The 24,686-nt window shown below is 66.0% G+C and carries 20 protein-coding genes and 1 riboswitch; of the genes, 6 read left to right on the top strand and 14 right to left on the bottom strand.

Features of this window, described 5'->3' with window-relative positions; genetic code table 11:
* Positions 1–3: 3 nt before the first annotated feature.
* From ACFO27_RS04120 to ACFO27_RS04070, 11 genes are all read right to left on the bottom strand, one after another.
* Positions 4–1,092, bottom strand: a complete 1,089-nt coding sequence (locus tag ACFO27_RS04120) for an SDR family oxidoreductase (protein WP_376816132.1) — start codon at positions 1,090–1,092, stop codon at positions 4–6.
* Positions 1,093–1,102: 10 nt separating this feature from the next.
* On the bottom strand, positions 1,103–2,050 hold the full coding sequence (locus ACFO27_RS04115; RefSeq protein WP_376816131.1) for a hydroxymethylglutaryl-CoA lyase: 948 nt from the start codon (positions 2,048–2,050) through the stop codon (positions 1,103–1,105).
* Positions 2,051–2,078: 28 nt separating this feature from the next.
* Complete coding sequence (locus ACFO27_RS04110; protein ID WP_376816130.1) at positions 2,079–2,804, bottom strand: enoyl-CoA hydratase/isomerase family protein; 726 nt, start codon at positions 2,802–2,804, stop codon at positions 2,079–2,081.
* A 45-nt stretch (positions 2,805–2,849) separates the two neighbouring features.
* Positions 2,850–4,796, bottom strand: coding sequence for an acetyl/propionyl/methylcrotonyl-CoA carboxylase subunit alpha (locus ACFO27_RS04105; RefSeq protein WP_376816129.1), 1,947 nt, complete (start codon positions 4,794–4,796; stop codon positions 2,850–2,852).
* Positions 4,797–4,830: 34 nt separating this feature from the next.
* A complete protein-coding gene (locus tag ACFO27_RS04100; protein ID WP_376816128.1) occupies positions 4,831–6,450 on the bottom strand; it encodes an acyl-CoA carboxylase subunit beta in 1,620 nt (539 codons plus the stop codon).
* Between the two features lie 79 nt (positions 6,451–6,529).
* On the bottom strand, positions 6,530–7,396 hold the full coding sequence (locus ACFO27_RS04095; protein WP_376816127.1) for a branched-chain amino acid ABC transporter permease: 867 nt from the start codon (positions 7,394–7,396) through the stop codon (positions 6,530–6,532).
* Between the two features lie 139 nt (positions 7,397–7,535).
* Positions 7,536–8,729: an ABC transporter substrate-binding protein gene (locus ACFO27_RS04090; protein ID WP_376816126.1), complete on the bottom strand. Its 1,194-nt coding sequence runs from the start codon at positions 8,727–8,729 to the stop codon at positions 7,536–7,538.
* Positions 8,730–8,836: 107 nt separating this feature from the next.
* Positions 8,837–10,372 (bottom strand): class I adenylate-forming enzyme family protein, encoded by a 1,536-nt coding sequence (locus tag ACFO27_RS04085; protein ID WP_376816125.1) that lies wholly within the window; start codon positions 10,370–10,372, stop codon positions 8,837–8,839.
* A 56-nt stretch (positions 10,373–10,428) separates the two neighbouring features.
* Positions 10,429–11,139 (bottom strand): ABC transporter ATP-binding protein, encoded by a 711-nt coding sequence (locus ACFO27_RS04080; RefSeq protein WP_376816124.1) that lies wholly within the window; start codon positions 11,137–11,139, stop codon positions 10,429–10,431.
* A 9-nt stretch (positions 11,140–11,148) separates the two neighbouring features.
* Entirely contained in the window at positions 11,149–12,876 is a 1,728-nt protein-coding gene (locus ACFO27_RS04075) for a branched-chain amino acid ABC transporter ATP-binding protein/permease (RefSeq protein WP_376816123.1), read from the bottom strand.
* A 192-nt stretch (positions 12,877–13,068) separates the two neighbouring features.
* Complete coding sequence (locus ACFO27_RS04070) at positions 13,069–13,518, bottom strand: MaoC/PaaZ C-terminal domain-containing protein (RefSeq protein WP_376816122.1); 450 nt, start codon at positions 13,516–13,518, stop codon at positions 13,069–13,071.
* A gap of 221 nt (positions 13,519–13,739) precedes the next feature.
* Positions 13,740–13,838, top strand: a riboswitch (S-adenosyl-L-homocysteine riboswitch).
* 62 nt (positions 13,839–13,900) lie between these two features.
* Here ACFO27_RS04070 and ahcY point away from each other — a divergent pair.
* From ahcY to metF, 3 genes are read left to right on the top strand one after another with little or no spacing between them, the layout of a single operon-like run.
* Positions 13,901–15,307 (top strand): adenosylhomocysteinase, encoded by a 1,407-nt coding sequence (ahcY, locus tag ACFO27_RS04065; protein ID WP_376816121.1) that lies wholly within the window; start codon positions 13,901–13,903, stop codon positions 15,305–15,307.
* 10 nt (positions 15,308–15,317) lie between these two features.
* Entirely contained in the window at positions 15,318–15,656 is a 339-nt protein-coding gene (locus ACFO27_RS04060) for a phage holin family protein (RefSeq protein WP_376816406.1), read from the top strand.
* Complete coding sequence (gene metF, locus ACFO27_RS04055) at positions 15,653–16,498, top strand: methylenetetrahydrofolate reductase [NAD(P)H] (RefSeq protein ID WP_376816120.1); 846 nt, start codon at positions 15,653–15,655, stop codon at positions 16,496–16,498. Before ACFO27_RS04060 ends, metF begins: the two co-directional genes overlap by 4 nt.
* A gap of 80 nt (positions 16,499–16,578) precedes the next feature.
* On the opposite strand, the gene ACFO27_RS04050 is transcribed toward metF, so the two are convergent.
* Complete coding sequence (locus tag ACFO27_RS04050) at positions 16,579–17,208, bottom strand: 5-formyltetrahydrofolate cyclo-ligase (RefSeq protein WP_376816119.1); 630 nt, start codon at positions 17,206–17,208, stop codon at positions 16,579–16,581.
* 107 nt (positions 17,209–17,315) lie between these two features.
* Here ACFO27_RS04050 and ACFO27_RS04045 point away from each other — a divergent pair, with 107 nt between their 5' ends.
* From ACFO27_RS04045 to murI, 3 genes are all read left to right on the top strand, one after another.
* A complete protein-coding gene (locus ACFO27_RS04045; protein ID WP_376816118.1) occupies positions 17,316–19,403 on the top strand; it encodes a transglycosylase SLT domain-containing protein in 2,088 nt (695 codons plus the stop codon).
* A gap of 26 nt (positions 19,404–19,429) precedes the next feature.
* Positions 19,430–20,665: a hypothetical protein gene (locus tag ACFO27_RS04040; protein ID WP_376816405.1), complete on the top strand. Its 1,236-nt coding sequence runs from the start codon at positions 19,430–19,432 to the stop codon at positions 20,663–20,665.
* Between the two features lie 73 nt (positions 20,666–20,738).
* Positions 20,739–21,533 (top strand): glutamate racemase, encoded by a 795-nt coding sequence (gene murI / locus ACFO27_RS04035; RefSeq protein ID WP_376816117.1) that lies wholly within the window; start codon positions 20,739–20,741, stop codon positions 21,531–21,533.
* Between the two features lie 54 nt (positions 21,534–21,587).
* Here murI and ACFO27_RS04030 read toward each other — a convergent pair whose 3' ends face one another.
* Complete coding sequence (locus tag ACFO27_RS04030; protein ID WP_376816116.1) at positions 21,588–22,769, bottom strand: class I SAM-dependent methyltransferase; 1,182 nt, start codon at positions 22,767–22,769, stop codon at positions 21,588–21,590.
* Between the two features lie 253 nt (positions 22,770–23,022).
* Entirely contained in the window at positions 23,023–24,615 is a 1,593-nt protein-coding gene (locus ACFO27_RS04025; protein ID WP_376816115.1) for a DEAD/DEAH box helicase, read from the bottom strand.
* Between the last annotated feature and the right edge of the window lie 71 nt (positions 24,616–24,686).

The following is a 24,686-nucleotide window of genomic DNA, read 5'->3' as shown; positions in this document are numbered from 1 at the left end:
GCATCAGGGCAGATACCCCAAATCGCGCATGGACGTGAAGGCGTGGCGGAACATTTCCTGCGTCCCGATGCAGCCCTGAAATCCGGCCTGGCGCAGCTTGATCGTGCTGACCAGGGCGGGGGGGATGGCGGTCTTGGCTCCGTATCCGAAGCAGAAATCTGCATAGTGATGCGACTGGCCGGTCAGTTTCGACAGGTCCGCGCATCGCAGGTGGTGTGTGCGGGCCAGCCGTTCCCATGCCTGCGCCTGTTCCGGGAACCAGCGTGCCAGCGCGCACGGTTCCGGTTCGCCCCTATCGGCTTCCAGGATGGCGGCCAGTTCGGGCCAGATGCTGCTCCAGGTGAACAGATCCCCGTTGGCGATATTGAAGATCTCATCGGCGGCGGTGGGCGCCTCGGCCGCCCAAAGCAGTGCGTCGGCCACCAGGCGCGCATCGACGGCCTCGAGCAAATAGTCCGGACCGCCTGGAAAAGAAAAGGGCCGGCCTTCTGCTTTGCGCAGTGCGGCATAGGCGCCAATCACCGGGATCAGATTCATGGCTACCCCGATGACGTCGCCAAAGACGACTTGTGGCCGAAAAATCGTGAAGTGGAGGTCCTTCCCCGCACAGACTTCGCGGATGTAGTCTTCCTGCAGCCAGTAGAAGTTTGGATGCGGGTCGCGCGGCAGGCTTTCCCGGGCGGCGATGGGGATGGGGTGCAGATGTGCGCCATAGGCCTTCGTGCCCTGCAGCAGCGAGACATGGCGCAGGCCGCCCGCCTGCAGCAAGGGTTCGACCAGATTGCGCAGCATGCGGGCATTGGTCTGCATCTGCTCGGGGTTTTTCCAGCCGCGTCGCAGGTCGTCGCTTTCCTGGACCGCGCAGTATGCCAGGTGCGTGATGTCCGGGTGCGCGGCGATGGCGTCCGCACAGGCCCGGGAATCGGTCAGATCGACGGCCAGGTGCGTGACCTGATCCGGGCGGGTGATCCGGGGGGGGCGTCGGGACAGGGCCACCAGATCCCATCCTGCCTGTTCGAACCGGCTCAAGGTGGCCTGCCCGATGACGCCCGAAGCGCCTGCGATCAATACTTTATGGCTTGCCTGGCTCACGATGCTTCCTTTATGCGGCGGTCAGCGGGTTCCACCCCGTCCGGGCGATATGGCTGTCGAGCTGGCGGCCCAGAATTTCTTCGCATTGCCGGCTGACCTGCAGCAGGCCGTCTTTGTCGATGCCCGTCGGGATGCCCATGCTTTCGAACAGGCCCACCAGGTCTTCCGTGCAGGCATTGCCGGTATAGCCCCCCCCGTATTTGATCTGGTGGGGGTGGCCGCCGACCCCGCCCAGGGCGCAGTCGAAGTAGCGGACACCCGCTTCGTAGGCCGCCACATAGTTCAGCAGCGCGGTGTTGCGGGAATTGTGGAAATGGGCGATGGGCGTGACCTCAGAGGTGCCGCGCATGATTTCCGTGAACAGGCGCCGGGTCGTTGCCGGGGTCGCCATGCCGGTGGTGTCGCCCAGGGTCACATATTGGATGCCGAGTTCCTGGAATCGCTGCGCATCCTCGACGACGCGCGCCATGGGGACGGCGCCCTCGAACGGGCATCCAAACGCCACGGAGATGGTGCCGATGATGCGGAAGCGGCCGCCACTGGATTCGACCATCTGGCGGATGTTGTCCCATTGGTCGGCGCGGCTGCGCTTGAGATTTTTTTGCGAATGGGAGTCGCTGGCCGAGATCAGGACGCTGATCTCGTTGGCTCCAAATCCCTGTTCCAGATCGGCGACGGCGCGTTGCACGGCACGGGGATTGGGGCAGGTGGCCTTATAGTAAATGCCCTCGTGGCGCGTGATGCCCTTCAGCACCGCCGAGGCGTCGGAAAATTGTGGAATGACCGCGGGGTTTGAATACGACGTGGCTTCGATGCGTTTAAAGCCGATCGTGGAGAGCCGATCGATGAGCTGAATCTTGGTCCCGGTGCCCAGGATCGTCGGTTCGTGCTGCAGGCCGTCCCGGCAGAAGCATTCGCAGAGAGTGACAGCCGCGCTGTCGGCGGAGAACTGAGTCATGCGCAATTCCTTTGTCAAATGGCAGGCGTCAGTCGCGGGGGAACGAACGCATCATCACGTTGGTGTCGTGGCCGCATGCCAGGCCTTCCATGAGACCGAGGTCGGCACAGCGGTGGAACAGGCGTTTCGTGGCGCTGACGGCGTACACCGAATACGCTGCCCACTGCGCGGCCACGTCCAGGGCCAGTTGCAGGACCTGGTCCCGCCCCGTGGCACATTGGTTGGCCAGCCCCCAGTCCACCATGTCCTGGCCGTTCAACAGGCGCCCGGTCGAGACCAGTTCAAAGGCCTTTTTCGGCGCAAGCTGCCTGGTCAGATTCGCCATCACGATGGCGGGGCAGATGCCGTGCTTGAGTTCCGGATAGCCGAACCGGGTGCTGGATTCGGCGATGACCATGTCGCAGGCAATCGCCAGTCCGGCACCGCCGCCCAGAGCGTTGCCATGCACGGCCGCGACGACCGGCTTGGCCAGCCTGGAGAAGCTCTTGTGTACGCTCGTCGTCAGATCGGCGCGTCGCAGTGCGCCCCCCCTGTCGTCCTGAAAACCCCTGAATTCGGACGTATCCGCGCCGGCGCAAAACGAGGGGCCAGTGCCCGTCAGCACGATGGCGCGGCACTCGCTGGTCGCATCGGCATCCTGGAGCGTCTGCAGCAGTTGTTGCGTCAGGGCGGTATTGAGGGCGTTGTGCTTGGTCGGCCGGTTCATCTTGAGAACCCAGACGCCGTCCTGTTTTTCGATGTTCAATTCATCCATGGCTGAACCTGTGCGTGGAATATGGACCAATGGGCATGCCGCGAATCAGGCCGGGTCGAGCATGGCGAGCACGTCGCCCTCGGAGACCTGATCGCCTTTTTGTACGGGGATTTCACGTACCGTGCCATCAAAGGGAGCCAGGTGCTGGTATTCGGTCTTCATGGCCTCGGTGGTGAGGATGAGGTCGCCCTGCCGGACGGTCATGCCGGGTGTGGCTGCGACGGCAGCGATCTTGCAGCTCGATGCGGCCCGGATGAGCCCGTCCGAGGCGGCATCCTGTGTTTTGTGGGCTTCCCGGGTCTTGTCGACGAAGGCATAGTCCTGGCCATTCCATCGCAGATACGACTGGGGGCCTTCCTGGTGCCGCCAGACCTTGTATTCTTTGCCATTGATGGCGATGCGGGCCGCTGCGCCGTCAGCGCTCAGGATGGTGAGGGCATAGGTGCCGCCGTCCAGCACGACGTCATAGTCCTGGTTGCTGCTCCACGTGACCTTGACTTGGGTGGCGGCATCCTGTGTCCGGTCGGACAGCTGGACCAGTGCCGGCAGGCCGCGGCGCAGTCGCGTGGCGTGCGGCTGATGACACTTGAATGCGGCCGCAATGGCCAGGGGTTCGTGTCGGGCCACAGCCGGCACGACCAGGCTGTCCTTGTTGTCGCCGACGAACCGGGTGCTGACGCCTCCTTGGATCCAGTCCGGATGGTTCAGGCACCGATGGAGCAGTGGCAGATTGGTCTTCAGCCCGAACATGACGGTATCGTCCAGGGCTTGCCGCATGCGTGACAGTGCGGCCTGGCGATCCGGGCCATGCGTGATGATTTTGGCGAACATGGAGTCGTAGTACGGCGAAATGGAATCGCCGGACCGAATCGCGCATTCCACCCGGGCCTGCCGGGGAGGGTGCCAGAATGCGGCCCGGCCGCTTTGGGGCATGAAGTCCTGATCGGCATCTTCTGCGCACAGCCGGACCTCGATGGCATGGCCTTGCAGCTGGATCGCGTCCTGGGTCAGCGCGAGCGGATATCCCTGGGCGGCGAGGATCTGCTGCCCGACCAGATCCAGACCGGTGATTTCCTCGGTGACGGAATGTTCCACCTGCAGGCGGGTATTCATTTCCATGAAGTAGAACGACCCGTCGGTATCCAGCAGGAACTCCAGCGTGCCGACGCCTTCGTAGCCGATGGATCGAGCGGCCTGGACGGCGGCCTGTCCCATGGCATTGCGCGTGGCCGGGTCGAGGTTGGGCGCCGGGGCCTCTTCGATGATTTTCTGATGCCGGCGTTGCACCGAACAATCGCGCTCTCCCAGGTGGACGGCGTTGCCGTGGCGGTCGGCCAGGATCTGGATTTCGATGTGCCGGGGGTGCTGGATCGCGCGTTCGAGCAGGACATGGCTGTTGCCGAACGAAGCCTGCGCCTCGGATTGGGCGGACGCGAGCGCGTTGCGGAACTGGTCGCCGGAAGCCACCAGACGCATGCCGCGGCCACCACCGCCGGCCGTGGCTTTGATCATCACCGGGTAGCCGATGCGATCGGCCTCGGCCTGCAAGGCGTCGGGCGCCTGTTGCTCGCCGTCGTAGCCGGGAATGCAGGGCACGCCGGCATCGCGCATGAGCTGTTTGGCATGAGCCTTGTCGCCCATGGATTCGATCACCTCGGGCGACGGGCCGATGAAGACCAGACCATGGGCAATGCAGGCCGCCGCGAATGCCTTGTTCTCAGCCAGGAAGCCATAACCCGGATGGACCGCATCGGCACCGCTGGCCAATGCGGCCTCGATGACCTTGTCGATGTTCAGGTACGAAGCGGCGGGCTCGGATTCGCCAATGAACACCGCCTCGTCGGCTTCCTGGACATGCTGGGCGCCACGGTCGGCCGCGGAATAGATTGCGACGGTCGCCATACCCATGCTGCGGGCGGTCCGGATGATGCGCAGTGCAATCTCTGAACGATTCGCGATGAGGATTTTTTTGAAGGGAGTAAGTGTTGGCATAAGACTGGACGCAAAATGTGGGAGGCGATGAACCTTAGGGATGGGGCACGGAGAACGACAACGGATGGGTCGTGCGTGTCTGTGCATCAAGGCAGATATGCAATGCCTTGGCCAATACGGCGCGCGTGTCCCGGGGGTCGATCACGCCGTCATCCAGCAAGCGGGCGCTGGTCGCGAATACATCCGCCTGTTTTTCAAAGTTATGGATGATCTTTTCGCGCTGCTCGCTCAGCTTCTCTTCATCCACGGGCTTGTTGCTGCGGGCGGACTTGGCGCGCGCCACCATTTCCATGGTGTTGGCGGCCTGTTCCGATCCCATGACGGCGCAGCGGGCGTTCGGCCACGAAAAACAGAACCGGGGTGAAAAAGCCCGGCCGCACATGGCATAGTGGCCGGCACCGAACGAGGCGCCGCAAAACAGGGTGATCTGCGGCACGCTGGCATTGGAGACCGCCTGGATCATCATGGAGCCGTGGGTGATGCTGCCGGATTGCTCGTAGCTGCGCCCCACCATGAATCCGGTCGTGTTGTTCAGATACAGCAGCGGGGTGCCGGACTGGCAGCAGGCCTGGATGAAGTGCGCGGCCTTGGCGGCGCCGGCGGGATCGATCGGGCCGTTATTGGTGATGATGCCGACCGCAATATTGTCGATGCGCGCTTTGCCGCAGATGGTGTCGCGACCATATTGGCTGGCGAAATCATGGAAATCGGAATCGTCGACGATGCGCGCGATGATCTCGCGCATGTCCACCGCGCGGTTGTTGTCGATCGGCATGATGCCCATCAGGTCTTCGGCGCTGTAGCGGGGCGCCGGGGCGGTGCCGGTCGCGGCGGTGTCCTTTTCCCAGTCCAGCAGCGCGATCACTTCGCGTGCAATGCGGATGGCATCGCGGTCGTCGTGGGCCAGATAGTCGCCCAGCCCGGAGGTCGAGCAGTGCATCCGCGCGCCGCCCAGCTCTTCTTCGCTGGCTTCTTCACCGGTGGCGGCCTTGAGCAGTGCCGGACCGGCGAGAAAGGCCTTGGCGTGGCCATCGACCATGATGACATAGTCTGACAGGCCGATCTGATAGGCGCCGCCAGCGGTGGCCGAGCCATGAGCAACCGTAATGACCGGGATGCCGGCCGCGGACAGACGTGCCAGGTTGCGGTATTTTTCGCCGCCGATGACGAAGTTTTCGACCTTGTAGTTCATCAGGTTGCCGCCGCCGCTTTCGATGAGCTGGACGAAGGGCAGTTTGTTTTCCAGGGCGATTTCCTGGATGCGCAGCAGCTTTTCCAGGCCCATGGGCTGAAAAGCGCCCGCTTCGATACCGGAGTCGGATGCGCAGATCATGCAGCGGGTGCCGGAGATCGTGCCGATCCCGGCAATCAATCCGCCACCGGCGACTTCCCTGCCGTGCCGGTCCAGGGGCTTATAGCCATAGCCGGCCAGCGTGGCCAGTTCCAGGAAATCGCTGTCATGATCCAGCAGCAGCCCGACGCGTTCCGTCGGCAGCAACTGCCCGCGGGCGGCGAATTTCGGACCAGAGCTTTCGGAGGCTTGCCGGGTGTCGTTTTCGATCTTTCGTACACGATCCAGAAGCGCCTCCATGGCAAGTCTGTTTTTCTTGAAATCTTCGGATGTCCGATGCACGGTGGACTCGATTGCGGCCATGGCTTTTCTCTCAGATGCAGAATGACGACAGGTCAGCCCGTCTCAGGGGCTGGGAATGATGTGAGGGGTCGATGCCGGGTTATCGACGGAGCTGGAACAGGCCTTGGGGACGCAGCATCAGGACGAGGACGAGCACCGAGAAGGCGGTCACGGTTTGCCATTCGCCAGACAGGAACAGACCGCTCATTTGTTCGGCCAGCCCCAGAATCAGGCCGCCCAGGATCGTGCCGCGCAGGCTGCCGACGCCGCCCAGGAATGTGGCTGTGAAACCGGCCAGCACGGGGATCAGGCCCATGCCCAGCGAGGCCGTGTGGCTCAGGGCCAGCAGGTACCCGGCGATGCCCGCCATGGCCGAACCGATGATGAAGACCGCGACGTACACCGATTTGGCGGACACGCCCACGGAGGCGGACAGATAGGGGTTGGTTGCGACTGCGCGGATGGCGCGCCCGGTGCGTGAGCGGTTCAGCCAGATCAGCAGTCCGGCGATCAGGACGATGCTGAAGGCAAGCCACAGCAAATGGTTCAGGGTGACGCTGACCGGACCCAGGTGAAATGCCTGGGCGGGGGCTCCATGCACGGCAATGGGGTTGGCGCCCCAGATGAGTTGCATGGTGTATTTGCCAGCCTCGAGCAAACCCAGGCTGGCCAGGAAAATGTTCAGGGGCGTGGCATTCAGCCGACGCAGGGGGCGGTACACGACCACTTCGCAGAGCGCCCCGAAGATGCCGCCCACCACCGCGGCGATGATGAAGCCGATCCAGTAGGACGTGCCCAGTTGATTGACGACCATCACTGCCAGATAGGTGGACAGAAGGAGTGTCAGGACGTGAGCAAAGTGGAAAACCTTGGAGGTTGCGTAGATCAAGCCCCAACTGATGCCGACCAAGGCGTACAGGCAGCCGGTCAACAGACCGTGAATGAGCAATTGCCAGAAAAGTTCCATGAGTTCCTCAGAGTGTTGCGGCGTGCCAGGCAGGTCGGACGAAATGCGGAATGCTTGTGTTGCCTGGAATTTCCCGGGGCTGTGTCCGGGAAATTCCAGAGACTTCGATGGACTGGATCAGTCGATGGACGGAGGGTGATCAGGGGGTCATGACGAATTTGCCGTTTTCGACGTGAGCGATGTTCACTGCCTGGCCATCCTTGACCTGGTAAACCCCGACAGGCTTCGTGATGGAACCATTCTCGTGGAGCTGCAGCGTGCCCCCGTAGACACTGTCGAACTGATATTTCTCAGCCACCAGTTTTTCCATCTGGCTGTTGAGCACGCCAGACTTCGTGGGGTCCTCGCCGTTGGCGATGGCCTTTTGAATCAGCGGGGCGATGATGTACTTGACCAGTTCGTAATAGTTGGCCTCGTAGTAGCCCGGCACGTTGCCGTAGGCCTGTTTGAAGGACTTCACAAAGGCCTGGGTGGCCGGGTTGTCGGCTGCGGGATCAAAGCTGTCAAAGATGGCGGTATAACCGTCCATGTTCTTGCCTGCGATGCTGAGTTCGTTGCTCAGCAGTTCCAGACCGACGATCTTTGCCTGGATGTCGTGCTCTTTGGCTTGCTTGACGATATGGCCGACGTCCGCACCCCACGAACCCACGATGATGACGTCGGGGTTGGCAGCCTTCACGCGCGCCAGCGGCACACTGAAATCGGTGGCGCCCAGCTTGTAGGGTTCCTCGTCGATGATCTCGCACTGGAATTGTTTGCAGGCTTCCTTGGCGGCGTCATTGGTTTCCGTGCCCGAGGAGTCGGTGTAATAGATGGTCGCGATTTTCTTGGCTTTCAGGTTCTCGACCGCCCATTTCACGGCCAGCGGTGCCAGCTGGCTGGCCACCATGCGCGTGTTGTAGAGATTTTTCTTGCCGACCAGGGTGGACGCGGTGCCGCCGCCATTGAACAGCAGGACGTTCTGTTGGGCCGCGAGCGGCTGAATGGCAAGCGTGATGCCGCCATAAGAACTCAGGATGAGGTTGGTCTTTTCGACATTGATCAGTTTGCGGGCCCCGCTGTTGGCGGCACGGGAGTCGCCACTTTTGTGGTCCTCCGTGTGCAGGGCCAGCGTGTAGTCGCCCAGCACCTTGCTGTTGTTGATCTCGTCAATCGCCAGCTGTTCGCCCTGGGTCATGACCTTGCCGTAGTAGGCGCCAGAACCCGTCATGGCCAGAACAGTGCCGATGGGGATGACCTTGTCATCGGCCGAGGCCGATTGCGCGGCCAGCATGGCGGATACGCCAAGCAGTACGCCAGTGGATGCCGAAATCAGTTTCTTTGAAGGAATCATTGTTGTCTCCTGGGGTTGTAATCAGCGGCGGGGGAAATACCCTGCGCTGTCCGTGGTCAGAGCAGGGCGGAATGACATGGGGTGTGCTCAGGTTTTCAAGTGCGGACTTAGGCGTTGCTTTCCATGAGCAGTTGCCGGAGTTGCCGTTTCTGGACTTTGCCGCTGTCCGTCAGCGGCATGTCGGTGCGGAAAATGATGCGCTTCGGCAATTTGTATGAGGCCAGTTGCTGACTGAGCGCCGTCATGATTTCGCTGGCCTGCAGTTCGATGCCGTTGACCGGTTGAATCACGGCGAGCGGGACCTCGCCATAGACCTCGTCGTCCGCGGGGATGACGGCGGCAATCGCCACGCCGTAGACCTGGTGCAGCGCGTCTTCCACTTCCAGCGCGGAGACGTTTTCACCACCGACACGAATGATGTCTTTTGACCGGCCGGCAAATTCGAAATAGCCGTCCGACCGTTTGCGGACCAGGTCGCCGGTGTACAGCCAGCCATTGCGCAAGGCTTTGGCCGTTTCTTCGGCGTTCTTGTAGTACCCTTGCATGACGCTGTAGCCGCTGACGGTCAGTTCGCCGACCTCGCCGTCGGCAACCGGCAGGCCCGTTTGCGGGTCGCGCACGACGGCCCGCATCCAGGGGTGCGGCGTGCCGACGGTATCCAGGCGGTGTTCGACGGTTTCCAGGTGATGGGAAATCGTGACGTTGGGGGCGGCTTCGGAGATGCCGTAGACGCACACGATCCCGGGCATGCCGACTTCGTCGGCGATCCGGTGCAGCACCGAGCGCGAGCCGGTTGCCCAGCCTGTGCGGATGGACTTGACCCGATCCCGGTGGAAGCCTGGCGCATCCAGCAGGCGCAGGAACAGCGTTTCAATCCCGTTGTAGATGGTGCATTGCTCGGTTTCGATGACGTCGAGCACTTCGGCCGGGTTGAAGTGTGCGACCGAATAGGCCGTCGCTCCATAGAGGACGGACAAAATGACATGCATCGTCAAGCCGCCCGAGTGGGCAAAGGGGCCTGCGCTGAAGACCTTGTCCTGTTCGGTGGCGCCAAAGGCCTGCCCCACGAGGAGCGCGTTGGCGACGACGGCGTAATGGCTGAGCATGACGCCTTTGGGCAAAGATGTGGTGCCGGATGTGTAGATGATGACGGCCCGGGAGGACTCCTCGACCATCGGGAGGACGGCATTGGCATCGGTGTGCGACAGCCAGGTCCGCATGCCGGTGGTTTGATCGGGTTGGGTGTCCCCTTGCCAGACGATATCCTGACAGTTGGGACATTCCTGTCGCAGGGCGGTGACCAATGCATCCGGATCACGCTTGTACAGCAGGCTGGTGATCAGCACGGTGGTGTCCGACTGATCGATCTGGTAGACCAGTTCCTGGGTGGTGAGCCGGGTGTTCAGCAGCACGGCCACCTTGCCGGCCAGCGCCGCGCCGAACAGGCAGACCACCCAGTCGATGGAGTTCGGCAGCAGAATGCCGACATTTTCGCCGGGGTAGCTGGTCAGGCGCGCGGCAACCTGCCTGGACCGTTCCAGCAGCGCCTGGTAGGTGATCGAATCGCCACCGATCGAAAATGCTGTTTTGTCGGGCGACCATTGTGCTGTTCTGGCTAGGATGTCTGCAAACGTGAATTTCATTGAAAATGCTCCGGATCTGCGAGCGGCAGATTATTTCCTGGGTTGTTTTGTGTGGCCTAGAAAAGATCCCACAGGTTGTCATCGGGCGGCAGTTCCCCGCCAGGGCGTTGTGCGATCAGGCGACCCGCGCGCAGCACGTGCACGGTGTCGGCAACCGCAAAGGCTTTTTTGACGTTCTGTTCGACGAGCAACACCGTCATGCCAAACCGCTTGGCCATGTCCTGCATGAGATCCATGGCCTGATCGACCAGGCTGGGTGCCAGACCCAGGGACGGTTCATCCAGCAGCAGCATCTTGGGCTGGGCGATCATGATCATGCCGAGCGTCAGAATCCGTTGCTGGCCGCCGCTGAGTGTGCCGGCCTTCTGGTTGCCGCGTTCTTTCAGGATGGGCAGGAACTCGAAACATTCCGTGAGGCGTCTTTCGTAGTCCTGGTGGCTTTGCAGGGGGTAGCCGGCGAGCGCCAGGTTTTCCTGCACGGATAGGTCGCCAAAGACGAATTGTTCCTGCGGGATGTACATCAGATGATGTTGCACCCGTTCCGGCATGGTCCAGTTGTTGATCGTGGCGCCGTCCATGACGACCGTGCCGCGGGATGGGCCGAGATGGCCGAATATCGTGCGCAGCAGCGTGGTTTTCCCGGCACCGTTGTGCCCGATCAGCGAAACGATTTCGCCTTTGTCGAGGGTCAGGGAAACATCAAACAGAACCTGTTTTTTTCCGTAGCCGGCTTCGATGTTCGATAAAACCAGGAAAGGATCGCTCATTGTGGTGCCTCAGTCTTTGATGGCTTCCTGGCCGAAATAAAGTTCAGCCAGTTCGGGGTTGCGCATGATCTCGTCAGGCGTGCCCTTCGTGACGATGTTCCCCACATTCATGAAATAGACGGTGTCGGCCAGTTCCTTGACGACGTTCAGGTTGTGCTCGACCAGGCAGATGGTCTTGCCGGACTGGGCCAGCGACCGGATGATTTCAATCATGCGGGCTGCCCAGACGGCGTCCACACCGGCGGCAGGTTCGTCGAACAACAGGATGTCGGCGCCCGTGGCCACCAGGCGGGCGATGGCCAGCAGTTTCTGTTCGCCGTAACTCAGATCGCCGGCTGAATCCTGCGCCTTGTCTTGCAGTCCGACCTGTGCCAGCAATTGACGAGCGTAGGCATGATCGTTGTGCGTGTTTGTGCGGACGGCCTTGCGCTGGAAGAGCAGCTTGAACAGGTTTTCACCAGGCTGATTGGGCAGTGCGACCAGCACGTTGTCGATCACCGAGATGTTTTCGAAAATCCGCACATCCTGGAAGGAGCGGCCAATACCCTTGGAGACCCGCTTCCAGGCCGGCATGTCGGTAATGTCCACGCCGCCGACGGTGATGTGGCCGCTGTTGGGGCGAATGACGCCGGCCAGCAGATTGAAGATGGTGGTCTTGCCTGCGCCGTTCGGGCCGATCAGGGCAGTCACCTGGCCGGGCTTCAGGACCAGATTGACGTCTTTGGCGGTGACGATGCCGCCAAACCATTTGTTCAGATTGGTCACCTCGAGGGAGGCGTGTGTCTGGCCGGCGGGCGGCCGCGCGGCGGCCGGTCCGGATGTCTGTGTCGAAGCGACGGTCGAGCCGGGTTGCGCTTTCAAGGTTTCGCTGAACGAGCGCTCGGGCACCAGGCCTTGCGGGCGAAAGCGTGCGAACAGCATGAGCAGCAGGCCGAAAATGATGCCGCGCGATGCGCTGACGACGTCGGTGCTGCCGATATCGAAGAAAGTCAGCACTTCTGGCAGGCCCAGAATCAGCACGGCACCGACCAGCGTGCCGTACAGGTTGGCGGCGCCGCCGAGTGCGACCAGTGCGATGGCCAGAATGGACGTGTCCAGATTGAAGCTCAGGGGATCGATGAATCCCTGGGCGCTGGCAAACAATGCGCCCGCGATGCCGGCGATCACGCCCGACACGCCAAAGACGATGACCTTCAGGGAGATGACGTTCTTGCCGGCGGCGATGGCCGCGGATTCGTTTTCCCGCATGGCCTTGAGCGCCCGCCCGAATGGCGAGTGCGTGATCCGGGAGGCAATGAGGAATACGACCAATGTGACGAGCAGCAGTGCCGGGAGCAACTGGGTCGGGTCGAACAGCGTCAGCGAGCCGATTTCGATGGGCGGAATGCCGGGGATGCCGGAGGGGCCGCCCGTGACGCTGACCCATCCGTCCAGAATGCCGGAGGCAATCATCTGCAGGGCGAGCGTCAGCAGGATCAGATATTCGTCGCGGACACGGAGCGCGGGGAATGCCGTGATAGCGGCAAAAAGGCCCGTCAGTGCGATCGCAATGACCGCGGCGAACATGAATCCCATGCCCAGATCGGTGGTCAGCAAGGCAACGGTATAGGCCGCAATACCAAAGTAGACGGCATGCGCCATTGAAATCATGCCTGAAAATCCGAGCACGAGATTCAGACTGATGCCCAATATGGAATAGATCAGGATGATGTTTACGACGTTGGCCCAGTAGTTCATATTTTGATCAGCGCTTTGACAGGTCTTGATGCCAAGAATGCAGCCAGTGGGTCATGCTCCGAATATCTTTCCCAGAGCGCCGCGGGGGCACGGTCTGCACAATGACGTGTGACGCCTCTGGAGATTCATGGGCGCCCGCGCCAGATCGCCCGCCCGACGACAGGACGGGCGATCTGGTGGATTGGAGGGTATTTACTTCACGGGTTCCGGGCCGAGCGCGACCATCACGCTCGATTCGCCGGCCTGGACGATTTCGCCGTTTTGATTGATCAGATCAAAATGCCGGCCGATCAGGCCGTGCTTGCCATTGGACGTCAGGCGCTTTTCCGTGATGCGGATGCGGACATGAATGGTGTCGTTGATGAACAGGGGTTTGAGGAAGCGCCAGTTGTCGATGCCCAGCATGGCCACGGCGCTGCCTTCGAAGATATTGATCCTGGACATCAGGCCCATGCAATGGGAAATGCCCAGCAGGCCGTGTGCCAGGCGTTGGCCGAAGCGGGACTGGGACGCGAAGACGGCATCAGTGTGAATCGGGTTGACGTCGCCGGTCCAGGATGAAAAGGCTGCGACATCGGCTTCAGTGATGGTTCGGGCGGGCGTCGTGAATTCCTGACCGATCTCGAATGCATCGAAATACATGACCATGATTTTGTCTCCAGGCAAACGGTACAGAGCAGATCTATGTGATTGATTTTTTTAGTCTACATAAATCTGACGCAAATCGTCAATAATTTGGACGCCCGATTTGGACGGGTTTTCATAGGGGAAAACCCTTGCTCTGAGTGTCGATTGCGAGAGAGTCGAACCGGTCGCGTGGGGCGTGGAGGGGAGGGGTGCGTCCCGTTATATAATGCCGTCTCCTTCCTGAGGGGCGCTGCACCGGTCCCGCCACCCGCGCGCGGGTGTGCGTGCGGACCGCCAGGCTCAGGATCCTTCTTCATGAACGGCGCCCATCGTTGCCCTGCGCGGGCGGGGGTGGGCACAGCCGTCCGCCCCTGCGCGCAGGCTCTACAGGATCACCATGAGCACTGCACACGACTACGTCATCGCCGACATCGCCCTGGCCGACTGGGGCCGCCGCGAAATCGCCATCGCCGAAACCGAAATGCCCGGCCTGATGGCCACGCGGGAAGAATTCGCCGCTTCCCAGCCCCTGAAGGGCGCGCGCATCGCCGGCAGCCTGCACATGACCATCCAGACGGCGGTGCTGATCGAAACGCTGAAGGCCCTGGGCGCGGAAGTCCGCTGGGCCTCGTGCAACATTTTCTCCACCCAGGACCACGCCGCCGCCGCCATCGCCGCGGGCGGCACGCCGGTGTTCGCCGTCAAGGGCGAATCCCTGGAGGACTACTGGCAATACACGCACCGCATCTTCGACTGGCCGGGCGAGCAGGCCAACATGATCCTGGACGACGGCGGCGACGCCACCCTGCTGCTGCACCTGGGCGCGAACGCCGAAAGCGACGCCTCCGTGATCGCCAACCCGACCAACGAAGAAGAACGCGTGCTGTTCGCCGCCATCAAGGCGCAGCTGGCCCGCGACCCGAAGTGGTATTCCACGCGGCTGGCGCAGATCCGCGGCGTGACCGAGGAAACCACCACCGGCGTGCACCGCCTGTACCAGATGTCCCAGCGCGGCGAACTGAAGATCCCCGCCATCAACGTCAACGATTCGGTCACCAAGTCCAAGTTCGACAACCTGTACGGTTGCCGCGAATCCCTGGTGGACGGCATCAAGCGCGCCACCGACGTGATGGTCGCGGGCAAGATCGCCGTGGTCTGCGGCTTTGGCGACGTGGGCAAGGGCTGCGCCCAGGCGCTGGCCGCCCTGCGCGCCCAGGTGTGGGTGACGGAAGTCGATCCCATCTGCGCGCTGCAGGCGTCGATGGAAGGCTACCGGGTCGTGGACCTGAACGACGCGGACGTGGTCGAGCAGGCCGACCTCTTCGTCACGGCCACCGGCAACTACCACGTCATCGACCGCGACCACCTGTACCGCATGAAGGACCAGGCCATCGTCTGCAACATCGGCCACTTCGACAGCGAGATCAACGTCGCCTCGGTGGAAGACCTGCAATGGGAGGAAATCAAGCCCCAGGTCGACCACATCATCTTCCCGGACGGCAAGCGCGTCATCCTGCTGGCCAAGGGCCGCCTGGTGAACCTGGGCTGCGCCACCGGCCACCCGTCCTTCGTGATGTCGGCGTCCTTCACCAACCAGACCATCGCCCAGATCGAGCTGTTCACGCGCGGCGACCAGTACAAGACCGGCCAGGTCTACGTGCTGCCCAAGCACCTGGACGAAAAGGTCGCCCGCCTGCACCTGAAGAAGCTGGGCGTGCGCCTGACGCAGTTGACGCAGAAGCAGGCCGACTACATCGGCGTGCCGGTCGCCGGCCCGTTCAAGCCGGATCACTACCGCTACTGAGGAGAGTCCCATCATGCTGCTGCTCGTCTGGATCCTGAACGCCGTGGCCCTGCTGATCGTGGCCTATGTCCTGCCCGGCATCACCGTGGCCTCGTTCGGCTCGGCCCTGATCGCCGCGCTGGTGCTGGGCCTGCTCAATGCCGTGGTCAAGCCCTTGCTGATCCTGCTGACCCTGCCGCTGACCATCGTCACGCTGGGCCTGTTCCTGCTGGTGCTCAACGCCCTGGTGTTCTGGTTCGCCGGCTCCATCCTGAAGGGCTTCCAGGTGGATGGCTTCTGGTGGGCGGTGATCGGCGCGATCGTCTACAGCATCGTGTCCACGGCGCTGGCGGGGCTGCTGGCCTCATGAACGGTTCTTCATCCACGATCAGCCTGGAATTCTTTCCGCCGCGCGACATCGCCGCCCAGGAACGCCTGGTGCGCTCCGCCAAGCGGCTGGCGGCCCTGCGGCCGGCCTACGTCAGCGTGACCTTCGGGGCGGGCGGTTCCACCCGCGCGGGCACGGTCGACACCGTGCGGATGCTGCAGAACCTGGGCGTCGACGTGGCGCCGCACCTGTCCTGCATCGGCGCGGCGCGCGCCGATCTGCGCGTCATCCTGGACGACTACCGCGCGCGCGGCATCCGCCGCCTGGTCACCCTGCGCGGCGACCTGCCTTCGGGCATGGGCGGCGACACGGGCGAACTGCATCACGCCGCCGACCTGGTGCGCTTCGTGCGCGAGCACTATGGCGACCACTTCCACATCGAGGTCGCCGCCTATCCCGAAATGCATCCCCAGGCCGAAAGCGCGGCCTCCGACCTGCGGCATTTCGTGGACAAGGTCCGCGCCGGGGCCAATGGCGCGATCACCCAGTATTTCTTCAATCCCGACGCCTATTTCGATTTCGTCGACCGGGCGCGCGCGCAAGGGGTGGACATCCCCATCACGCCGGGGATCATGCCGGTGACCAACTACACCCAGCTGGCGCGCTTCTCGTCCATGTGCGGGGCGGAAATCCCGCGCTGGATGCGGCTGCGGCTGCAGGACTTCGGCGACGACAAGGCGTCCATCCGCGCCTTCGGCATCGACGTGGTCACGCGGCTGACCGCGCGGCTGCTGGAGCAGGGCGCGCCGGGGGCGCACTTCTACACCCTGAACAACGCCGACGCGGTGGCGCAGATCTGCGCCAACCTGGGACTCGACGCCTGAGTTCCGGCGCGCCGGCCTCGTTGCCGCGGGCGCCATGAAGGCATGGCGAACCGCGGGCGGGTCCCGCGCAGGCGCCGTCCCTAGAGTTCCGGCGCCGGCACGGCCCAGCCCTTGTCGGTCAGGATCGCGTCCAGCCGGACGTCGTGCGCGGCGGGTGCGTAGGCTTCGCCGCTCAGGTCGCCGCAGGCCCAGGCGATGCCCACCGTCGTGAACGCATGGCCGGCCGCCTTCAGCGCGGCCAGGGTGCGGTCGTAGTAGCCGCCGCCGTAGCCCAGGCGGTCGCCCTGGCGCGTGTAGCCCAGCGTGGGCACCAGCACGACGTCGGGGGGCGGGACTTCCGGGCTATCGGGTTCCAGGATGCCGTAGGCCCCCGGCTTCATGGGGGTGTCCGGAGTCCAGGCATGGAACCGCAGCGGCTGGCCGGGCGCCGTCACGACCGGCAGCGAAACCGCCAGGGTCTCGTCTTCCGCCCACTGGCGCAGGAGGGCCTGCAGGGCAGGCTCGTCGGCCATGGGCCAGAAGGCGGCGATGCCGCGGACGTCGGGGCGGCCCGACTCGCGCAGGCGGGTGCGGCTGGTCGCGAGCCAGGTGTACAGGCGGCCGCGGATCAGCAGCGCGCCCCGGTCGCGGTCCTGGGGCGGAATTTCGGCGCGGCGCCGCTTGAGTCGCGCCCGCAGGGCGGCTGCGTTATCCTGTGCATTCTGATTCATGTGGTGACTGGTTCGCGGGGTTTGTGACTATGGGGCGGAGTTTTATAGGATATCCGGGATTCGCGGGGGATGCAGGACCGGCCTCGTCCCGGCCGCGTCATCGGTGCATGGCCTGGGGCCTGGCGGCCCTGCTGGGCCTGGCGGGCTGCGCGGGCGCCCAGGCGCCCACGGCGGCCGAGCGGCAGGCGGGCGAGGCCCCGCGCGTCGTCCTGGCCGCGCAGGCCGCCGATCCGCGGGCGCCGGCTCCCGCGCCCACGCCCGCGTCCATGACGCCCGAGACGCCGCCGCCACCGGCCCCCGCGCCGGAACCGGTGGCGGTGCCGCCCGCCGCCCGTCAGGCCGTCCAGGACGCCTACGATGCCGTCCAGAAACGGCGCTGGTCCGATCTCGACCGCCTGGTGCCGCTGGCCGCCGCCGACCCGGTGCTGGGCCTGTACCCGCGCTACTGGGCCTTGCGCAACCGGCTGCAGGACCGCGCCCGCCCCGTCCCGGACGCCGAGGTGCGCCAATTCCTGGCCGACGCGGCCGGCACCTACCTGGACGAACGCATCCGCGCCGACTGGATCCTGGCGGCCACGCGATCCGGCAACTATGCCCTGGCCCTGCAGATCCCGGAAGTGGCCGACCCGTCGGCGCCGGTGCGCTGCGCCCTGCTGCTGGCGCGCCACCAGAGCGGCAAGCGCGCCCGCTCGGCCGAGGTCCTGGACGTGTTCCAGCCCAACGCCGATTGCTGGGACCTGCTGGACCAGGCGGCGGCCGACCACGTCCTCAGCCGCAAGGAACTGAACGGCCTGCTGCGCGACACCCTGGAAACCGGCAAGCAGGGCAACGCCGACCGCATGGCTGGCGTGGTGTTCGACGACGCGGCCATGGTGCAGTACGCCGCGCTGATGAAAAATCCGCGCAAATGGCTGGAATCCCGCGGCCAGCCGCGCGCCGCCGTGGATTTCGAACTGGCCGCCATCGCCCTGTCGCGCCTGGCGCGCAGCGACGACCGGTCCGAGGCCGCCCGATTCATCCAGGAACGCTGGGCGGGCTGGATGCCGAAGGCCGACCTGCAATGGGTCTGGGGACAGTTTGGCCTGGTGGCCGCGCTGAACGTCGATCCCGAGGCCGCGCGCTGGTATCGGCAATCCGGCTTCGTGCCCATGACCGACTACAACCACGCCTGGGAAGTCCGCGCCGAACTGCGGGCCGCGCCCATCGACTGGGGGCGGGTGGCCGCGGCCATCCGCAAGATGAGCGCGCGCCAGGCCGACGAACCGGTCTGGCGTTATTGGTACGGCCGCGCCCTGGCGGCCCAGGGCAATGCCGTGGCCGCGCGCCAGTATTACGAGTCCATCGCCGGCGAACAGGGCTTCTACGGCCTGCTGGCGACCGAGGAACTGGGCCGCGCGCCGGCCCTGCCGGCCCAGCCCGGGCCCCTGGATCCGGCCTGGATCGCCCAGGCGCGGGCCAATCCCGGCCTGCGGCGCGCCGTGGCGCTGTTCGACCTGGGCTGGCGCAAGGAAGCCGTGCCCGAATGGAATTTCGCCCTGCGCGGCATGAGCGACGCCCAGCTGCGGGGGGCGGCGGAATTCGCCCGCGAGCAGCACATCTACGACCGGGTGGTGAACACGTCCCTGCTGACGCGGGGCGTGACCGACTTCAGCCAGCGCTTCATCGCGCCCTTCGAAGGCCAGGTGGCCGCCAAGGCGCACCTGATCGACCTGGATCCCGCCTGGGTCTATGGCCTGATCCGCCAGGAATCGCGCTTCATCACCGACGCCCGGTCGCGCGTCGGGGCGTCCGGCCTAATGCAGCTGATGCCGGCCACCGCTCGCCACGTGGCGCGCAAGATCGGCATGAAGGACTTCAAGCCCGGCCAGGTCAACGATTTCGACACCAACACGATCCTGGGCACCAACTATCTCAACATGGTGCTGCAGGACCTGAACGGATCGGAACTGCTGGCCACGGCGGGCTACAACGCCGGGCCGGGGCGGCCGAAGCGCTGGCGCGCCCAACTGCCGGCGCCGGTCGAGGGCGCGATCTTCGCCGAAACCATTCCCTTCACCGAGACCCGCCTGTACGTGAAGAATGTCCTGTCCAACGCGGTCTACTACTCGATGCTGTTTTCCGGCCGGCCCGACTCGCTGAAGGCGCGCCTGGGCACCGTCAGCCCCATGGCCGGAACGCAGACGGCCCGGCCGTGAGTCCGCGCCGCAGCGCAGGCCCCGCCGTGCGCGGCGAGGCCGAACCGGGCCGGGACCGCGCGGCGCCGCCGGGCGGTGCGCCGGACACGGACGACCCGGCCGTCGCCGGCCTGGAGGTCTACATCGTCGGCGGCGCGGTGCGCGACGCCCTGCTGGGCCGGACGGCGGGGGACCGCGACTGGGTGGTGGTGGGAGCCAGCCCCGAAATCATGGCGGCGCGGGGCTTCACGCCGGTGGGCGGGGATTTTCCCGTCTTCCTGCATCCGCGCACGCACGAGGAATACGCCCTGGCGCGCACGGAGCGCAAGTCCGGCCGGGGCTACCGGGGTTTCGTGTTCCACGCCGGGCCGGACGTCACCCTGGAAGACGATCTTCGCCGCCGCGATCTCACGGTCAACGCCATCGCGCGGGCGCCCGACGGCGCGCTGATCGATCCCCTGGATGGCGCGGCCGACGTGCGCGCCCGCGTGCTGCGCCACGTGGGGCCGGCCTTCGTCGAGGACCCTGTGCGCCTGCTGCGCCTGGCGCGCTTCGCTGCGCGCTTCCATGATTTTTCCATCGCCCCCGAAACCATGGCCCTCTGCCGCGCGCTGGTGTGCGACGGCGAGGTCGACGCCCTGGTGCCGGAGCGCGTCTGGCAGGAATTCGCCAAGGGGCTGATGACGGGCCACCCCGGCCGCATGCTGGACGTGCTGGCCGAATGCGGGGCGCTCGGGCGGGTCGCGCCCGGCCTGGTGTGGCGGGCCGACGTGGCCAATGGCCTGGCGCGCGGCGCCGCCCGGGGCCTGGACCTGGCCGGGCGGTACGCGCTGCTCTGCCGGGGCTCGGCCCCCGGGCTGCAGGACCGGCTGCGGGCGCCGTCCGCCTGCCGCGACCTGGCGCGGCTGCTGCCGGGCGTCCTGGACCGCCTGACCCGGATGGCGGACGCGGACGCCGATGCGCGGACGAAACCGGCCGGCATGCCGCCGGGGGACGCGCCGATGGCTTCCGCGCCGGACTCCGGCGGCCCCGGCGCCTGGCTGGCGCTGCTGGAATCCTGCGACGCGCTGCGCCGGCCCGATCGCTTCGAGGCGCTGCTGGCGGCGGCCGATTGCGTGCGGGGCGATGTCGATCCGACCCTGTGGATGCGGCGGCTGGCGGCGGTGCGCGCGGTGGACGCCGGCGCCATCGCCCGCGCCGCCGGGGGCGACGCCGCGCGCATCCGCGACGATCTGCGCGCGGCGAGGCTGCGGGCGCTGGAGGGAGTCCGGACGGGATGTTGAAAGATCGACTTGTCGAAGACAGTGGGCGGTTCAGGGTGGCGCTGCCGGCATCATCATCGGAAAGGCAAATGCGATGACGCCTGACGACCAGCCTGTCCTCGTCTTCGATTCCGGGATCGGCGGCCTGACCGTGCTGCGCGAGGCCCGCGTGCTGATGCCCGAGCGGCGCTTCGTCTACGTGGCCGACGATGCCGGCTTCCCCTACGGCGGCTGGGCCGAGGACGCCCTGCGGGACCGGATCGTGGACCTGTTCGACGGGCTGCTGCGCGATCATGATCCGGCCCTGTGCATCGTCGCCTGCAATACCGCGTTCACGGTGGCGGGCGCCGCGCTGCGCGCGGCCTATCCGGGCATGACTTTCGTCGGCACCGTTCCGGCCATCAAGCCGGCGGCCGAGCGCACGCGTTCCGGGCGGGTGTCGGTGCTGGCGACACCGGGCACGGTGCGGCGCGACTACACCCGCGACCTGATCCAGTCCTTTGCCTCGCAATGCCACGTGACCCTGGTGGGTTCGCCCCGGCTGGCGCGCATGGCGGAGGCCTACGTCCGCGGCCTGCCCGTGAGCGACGAGGCGGTGGCCGCCGAGATCGCTCCCTGCTTCGTGGAGGACGGCGGCGCGCGCACCGACATCGTGGTGCTGGCCTGCACGCACTATCCCTTCATGGCCAACGTCTTCCGGAGGCTGGCACCCTGGCCCGTGGACTGGCTGGACCCGGCCGAGGCCATCGCGCGGCGCGCCCGCAGCCTGCTGCCGCGCCGCGCCGACGCCCTGCATCCGGAAGAGGACGATACGGCGCTGTTCACCGGCGGCCGGCCCGATTTCGCCACCCGGCGCCTGATGAACAGCTTCGGTTTGAAGGTGGCGTAGGGCGGGAAGCCGGGCGATGGCCCCGGCCTGGGATGCCTGGCCGTGTCCAGCCGCCTACAGCCGGTCGCGCCGGTCCCCGCGCGCGAAGCCCAGCAGGGGCGCGTCCAGACCCCGTCCGACGGCCAGGACCTTGAACAGCTCGCCCATCTCGGCCTCTGACAGCAGCGTGTTCAGGGCGGTCAGTTGGCGCGCGCGCTGCGCCGGGTCGTCGCCGGGCGCGCGGATCAGGTCCGTCAGGCCCGCGTTCATCAGGAAGCGCGCCTGGGACGTGTAGCCCAACACCTCCAGGCCGCCGTCCAGGGCGGCGTCCGCCATGGCGGTGAAGTCCACATGGGTGGTGATGTCCTGCAGGCCGGCCAGGATCAGCGCCTGGTCGTGGGCGTGGTGGCGGAAATGGCACATCAGCGTGCCGCGCAGGCGCTGGGGATGGTAGTACTCGGCACGCGGAAAACCGTAGTCGATCAGCAGGGCCGCGCCCCGCTGCAGCCAGCGGCCCAGATCGCGCACCCAGGCCTCGGCCTGAGGGTTGATTTCCGACTGGTAGCCGGGCAGGGGCGGCATGCGGGCGGCCAGGGCGGCCGCGGTGGGCGGCGGCGCTTCGCGCGCCGCCCAGCGGAAGGGCGCGGCGGCCTCTGGCCGGGCGTCCAGTGCGACGCCCAGCAGTTCGGGCGCGCCCGCGGCGTTCCAGCGGAACAGGACGGCGGGCATGGCGTCCAGGACTTCGTTGGCGATCACGCAGCCGCTGAAGGCCGCCGGCAGCGCGTCCAGCCAGCGCACCCGGTCGCCCCAGGCCGACAGGCGGTCCCTCTGGCGGGCGCGCAGATCGGCGGACAGTTCCAGGATCTCGTATTCGACCTCGAATCCCAGGTCCCCCAGGGCGGGGATCAGTACGGCGGCCAGGGCGCCCGACCCGGCGCCGAATTCCAGGACGCGGGCGGACCGGCTGGCCTCCAGCACCTGGGCGACCTGGCGCGCGAGCGCCTGGCCGAACAGGGGGCTGGTTTCGGGGGCGGTGGTGAAATCGCCGTCGTTTTGGAACTTGGCGCTGCCGGCGCTGTAGTAGCCCAGGCCGGGCGCGTACAGGGCGGCCTCCATCCAGCGTTCGAACGGCAGCCAGCCGCCGGCATCGCGGATGCGCTCCTCGAGCATGGCCTGGACGCGGGCGCCGTGGGCGCGCGCGTCGGCATCGGGTTCCGGCAGGCCGGAGGGGGTGTGGACAGCGGGCAGTTCGATCATGGGGCGAAGCGGGACATTGGACGGTCCCCTGCGGACTGTCCAGTGCGGACAAGTCGGAGCCGCCTGCAAGTGGCGACGCGGGGGGAGTAGCCACGACTGTAAAACAAAAATCCCGGCATGAGGCCGGGATGAGAGCGGACACGGGGCCGTCCCTGAGGACTATCCTGTGCCGAGCGAATCCGCGCGCCTTGCAAGGCGCGCGGTGGAGGGCCGCTACGGCAGGAGACGGCCCTGTCGCAAGGCGTTCGCGGACTCAGGCAAACCGGGGACGCGCCGCGCGGGGCTGATCCTGGCGGGCCTGCCGCTTGATGGACGGCTTGGCGCCGGCTTTGGCGGGCCGCGCCGCGCGCGGCGTATCGCCGTCACGGCTCGGGCGCGGGCCGGCGCCGTGGGGGGCACGGTCAGCCTTGGCATGGAAGGGGCGGCCTTCGCCACGTTCGGGGCGGGCGAACGCCGGCTTGTCCTGCTCCCAGGGCTTGCGGGCCCGGGCCGGACGGGCGCCGTCGGCCTGGCCGTTCTGCTCCCAAGGCTTGTGGGCGCGCGCCGGGCGGGTATCGTCGCCCGCCAGGGCGTCCTGTTGCCAGGGCTTGCGCGCGCGCGGCGCGGCGCCGGCGGGGCCGTCCTTGTGCCAGGGCTTGCCGTGGGGCTTGCCGCCTTGCGGGCGGGCGCCGCGGGTGGGCTTGTCCTTGTAGGTGGGCCGCACGGACCGTTGCGGCTCCAGGCCGGGAATGGTTTCCATGGGAATGGCCTGGCCGATGAAGTGTTCGATGCGGCGGACCTTGTGGCGCTCGGCGTGCACGGCCAGGGTGATGGCCTGGCCGGAGCGCCCGGCGCGGCCGGTGCGGCCGATGCGGTGCACGTAGTCCTCGGCCTGCAGGGGCAGGTCGTAGTTCACGGCGTGGCTGATGGTCTGCACGTCGATGCCGCGCGCGGCCACGTCGGTGGCGACCAGGACGCGCACCTGGCCCTTCTGCAGCAGGCCCAGGGTGCGGGTGCGCTGGCGCTGGTTCATGTCGCCGTGCAGGGCGGCCGCGGCGAAGCCCTCGTCGCTCAGGTGGTCGGCTAGGTCGTCGGCGCCGCGCTTGGTGGCGGTGAAGACGATGGCCTGGTCCAGGCTGGTGTCGCGCAGCAGGTGGTCCAGCAGGCGCAGCTTGTGGGCCTTGTCGTCCGCGTACAGCAGGTGCTGGGTGATGTGGGTGTGCTTCTGGTGCGCGTGCGAAACCTCGATGCGCTTCGGATCGCGCATCAGGTTGGCCGCCAGATGGGCGACCGTGCCGTCCAGCGTGGCCGAGAAGAGCAGCGTCTGGCGTTCGGCCGGCGTGCTGCGGATGATGGTCTCGATGTCCTCGATGAAGCCCATGTCCAGCATGCGGTCGGCCTCGTCCAGCACCAGGGTCTGGACGGTGGACAGGTTCACGCGCCGCGCCTGCAGGTGATCGATCAGGCGGCCCGGCGTGGCGACCAGCACGTCCACGCGGCGCGACAGGGATTTGATCTGGGCGCCGTAGGGCATTCCGCCGACCACGGTGGCGACGCGCAGGCCGTCGATCTGCTTGCCGTAGGAACGGGCGGCGTCGGCGACCTGCATGGCGAGTTCGCGCGTGGGCGCCAGGACCAGGACCTGCACGCCGCGTCCGCCCGCGCCGGCGCGGTGGCTCAGGCGCTGCAGGGCGGGCAGCATGAAGGCGGCGGTCTTGCCGCTGCCGGTCTGCGAGGACACCATCAGGTCATGGCCGGCGAGCGCCTGGGGAATGGCGGCGGACTGGACGGAGGTGGGCGTGTCGATGCTCAGGTCGCGCAGGGCGGCCACGAGCTGGGGGGCGAGCCCCAGGGAGTCGAAGGACATGGGTTTCCTTGCGCCCGCGAACGCGGGCGGTGTGCCGCGGGGATCGGATGGGTGTCCCCGCTGGGTTGCTG

Origin of the sequence: Castellaniella denitrificans (assembly GCF_042653765.1) — a bacterium.
Classification (GTDB): domain Bacteria; phylum Pseudomonadota; class Gammaproteobacteria; order Burkholderiales; family Burkholderiaceae_B; genus Castellaniella; species Castellaniella denitrificans.
This window is presented reverse-complemented; position numbering and strand designations above follow the sequence as displayed.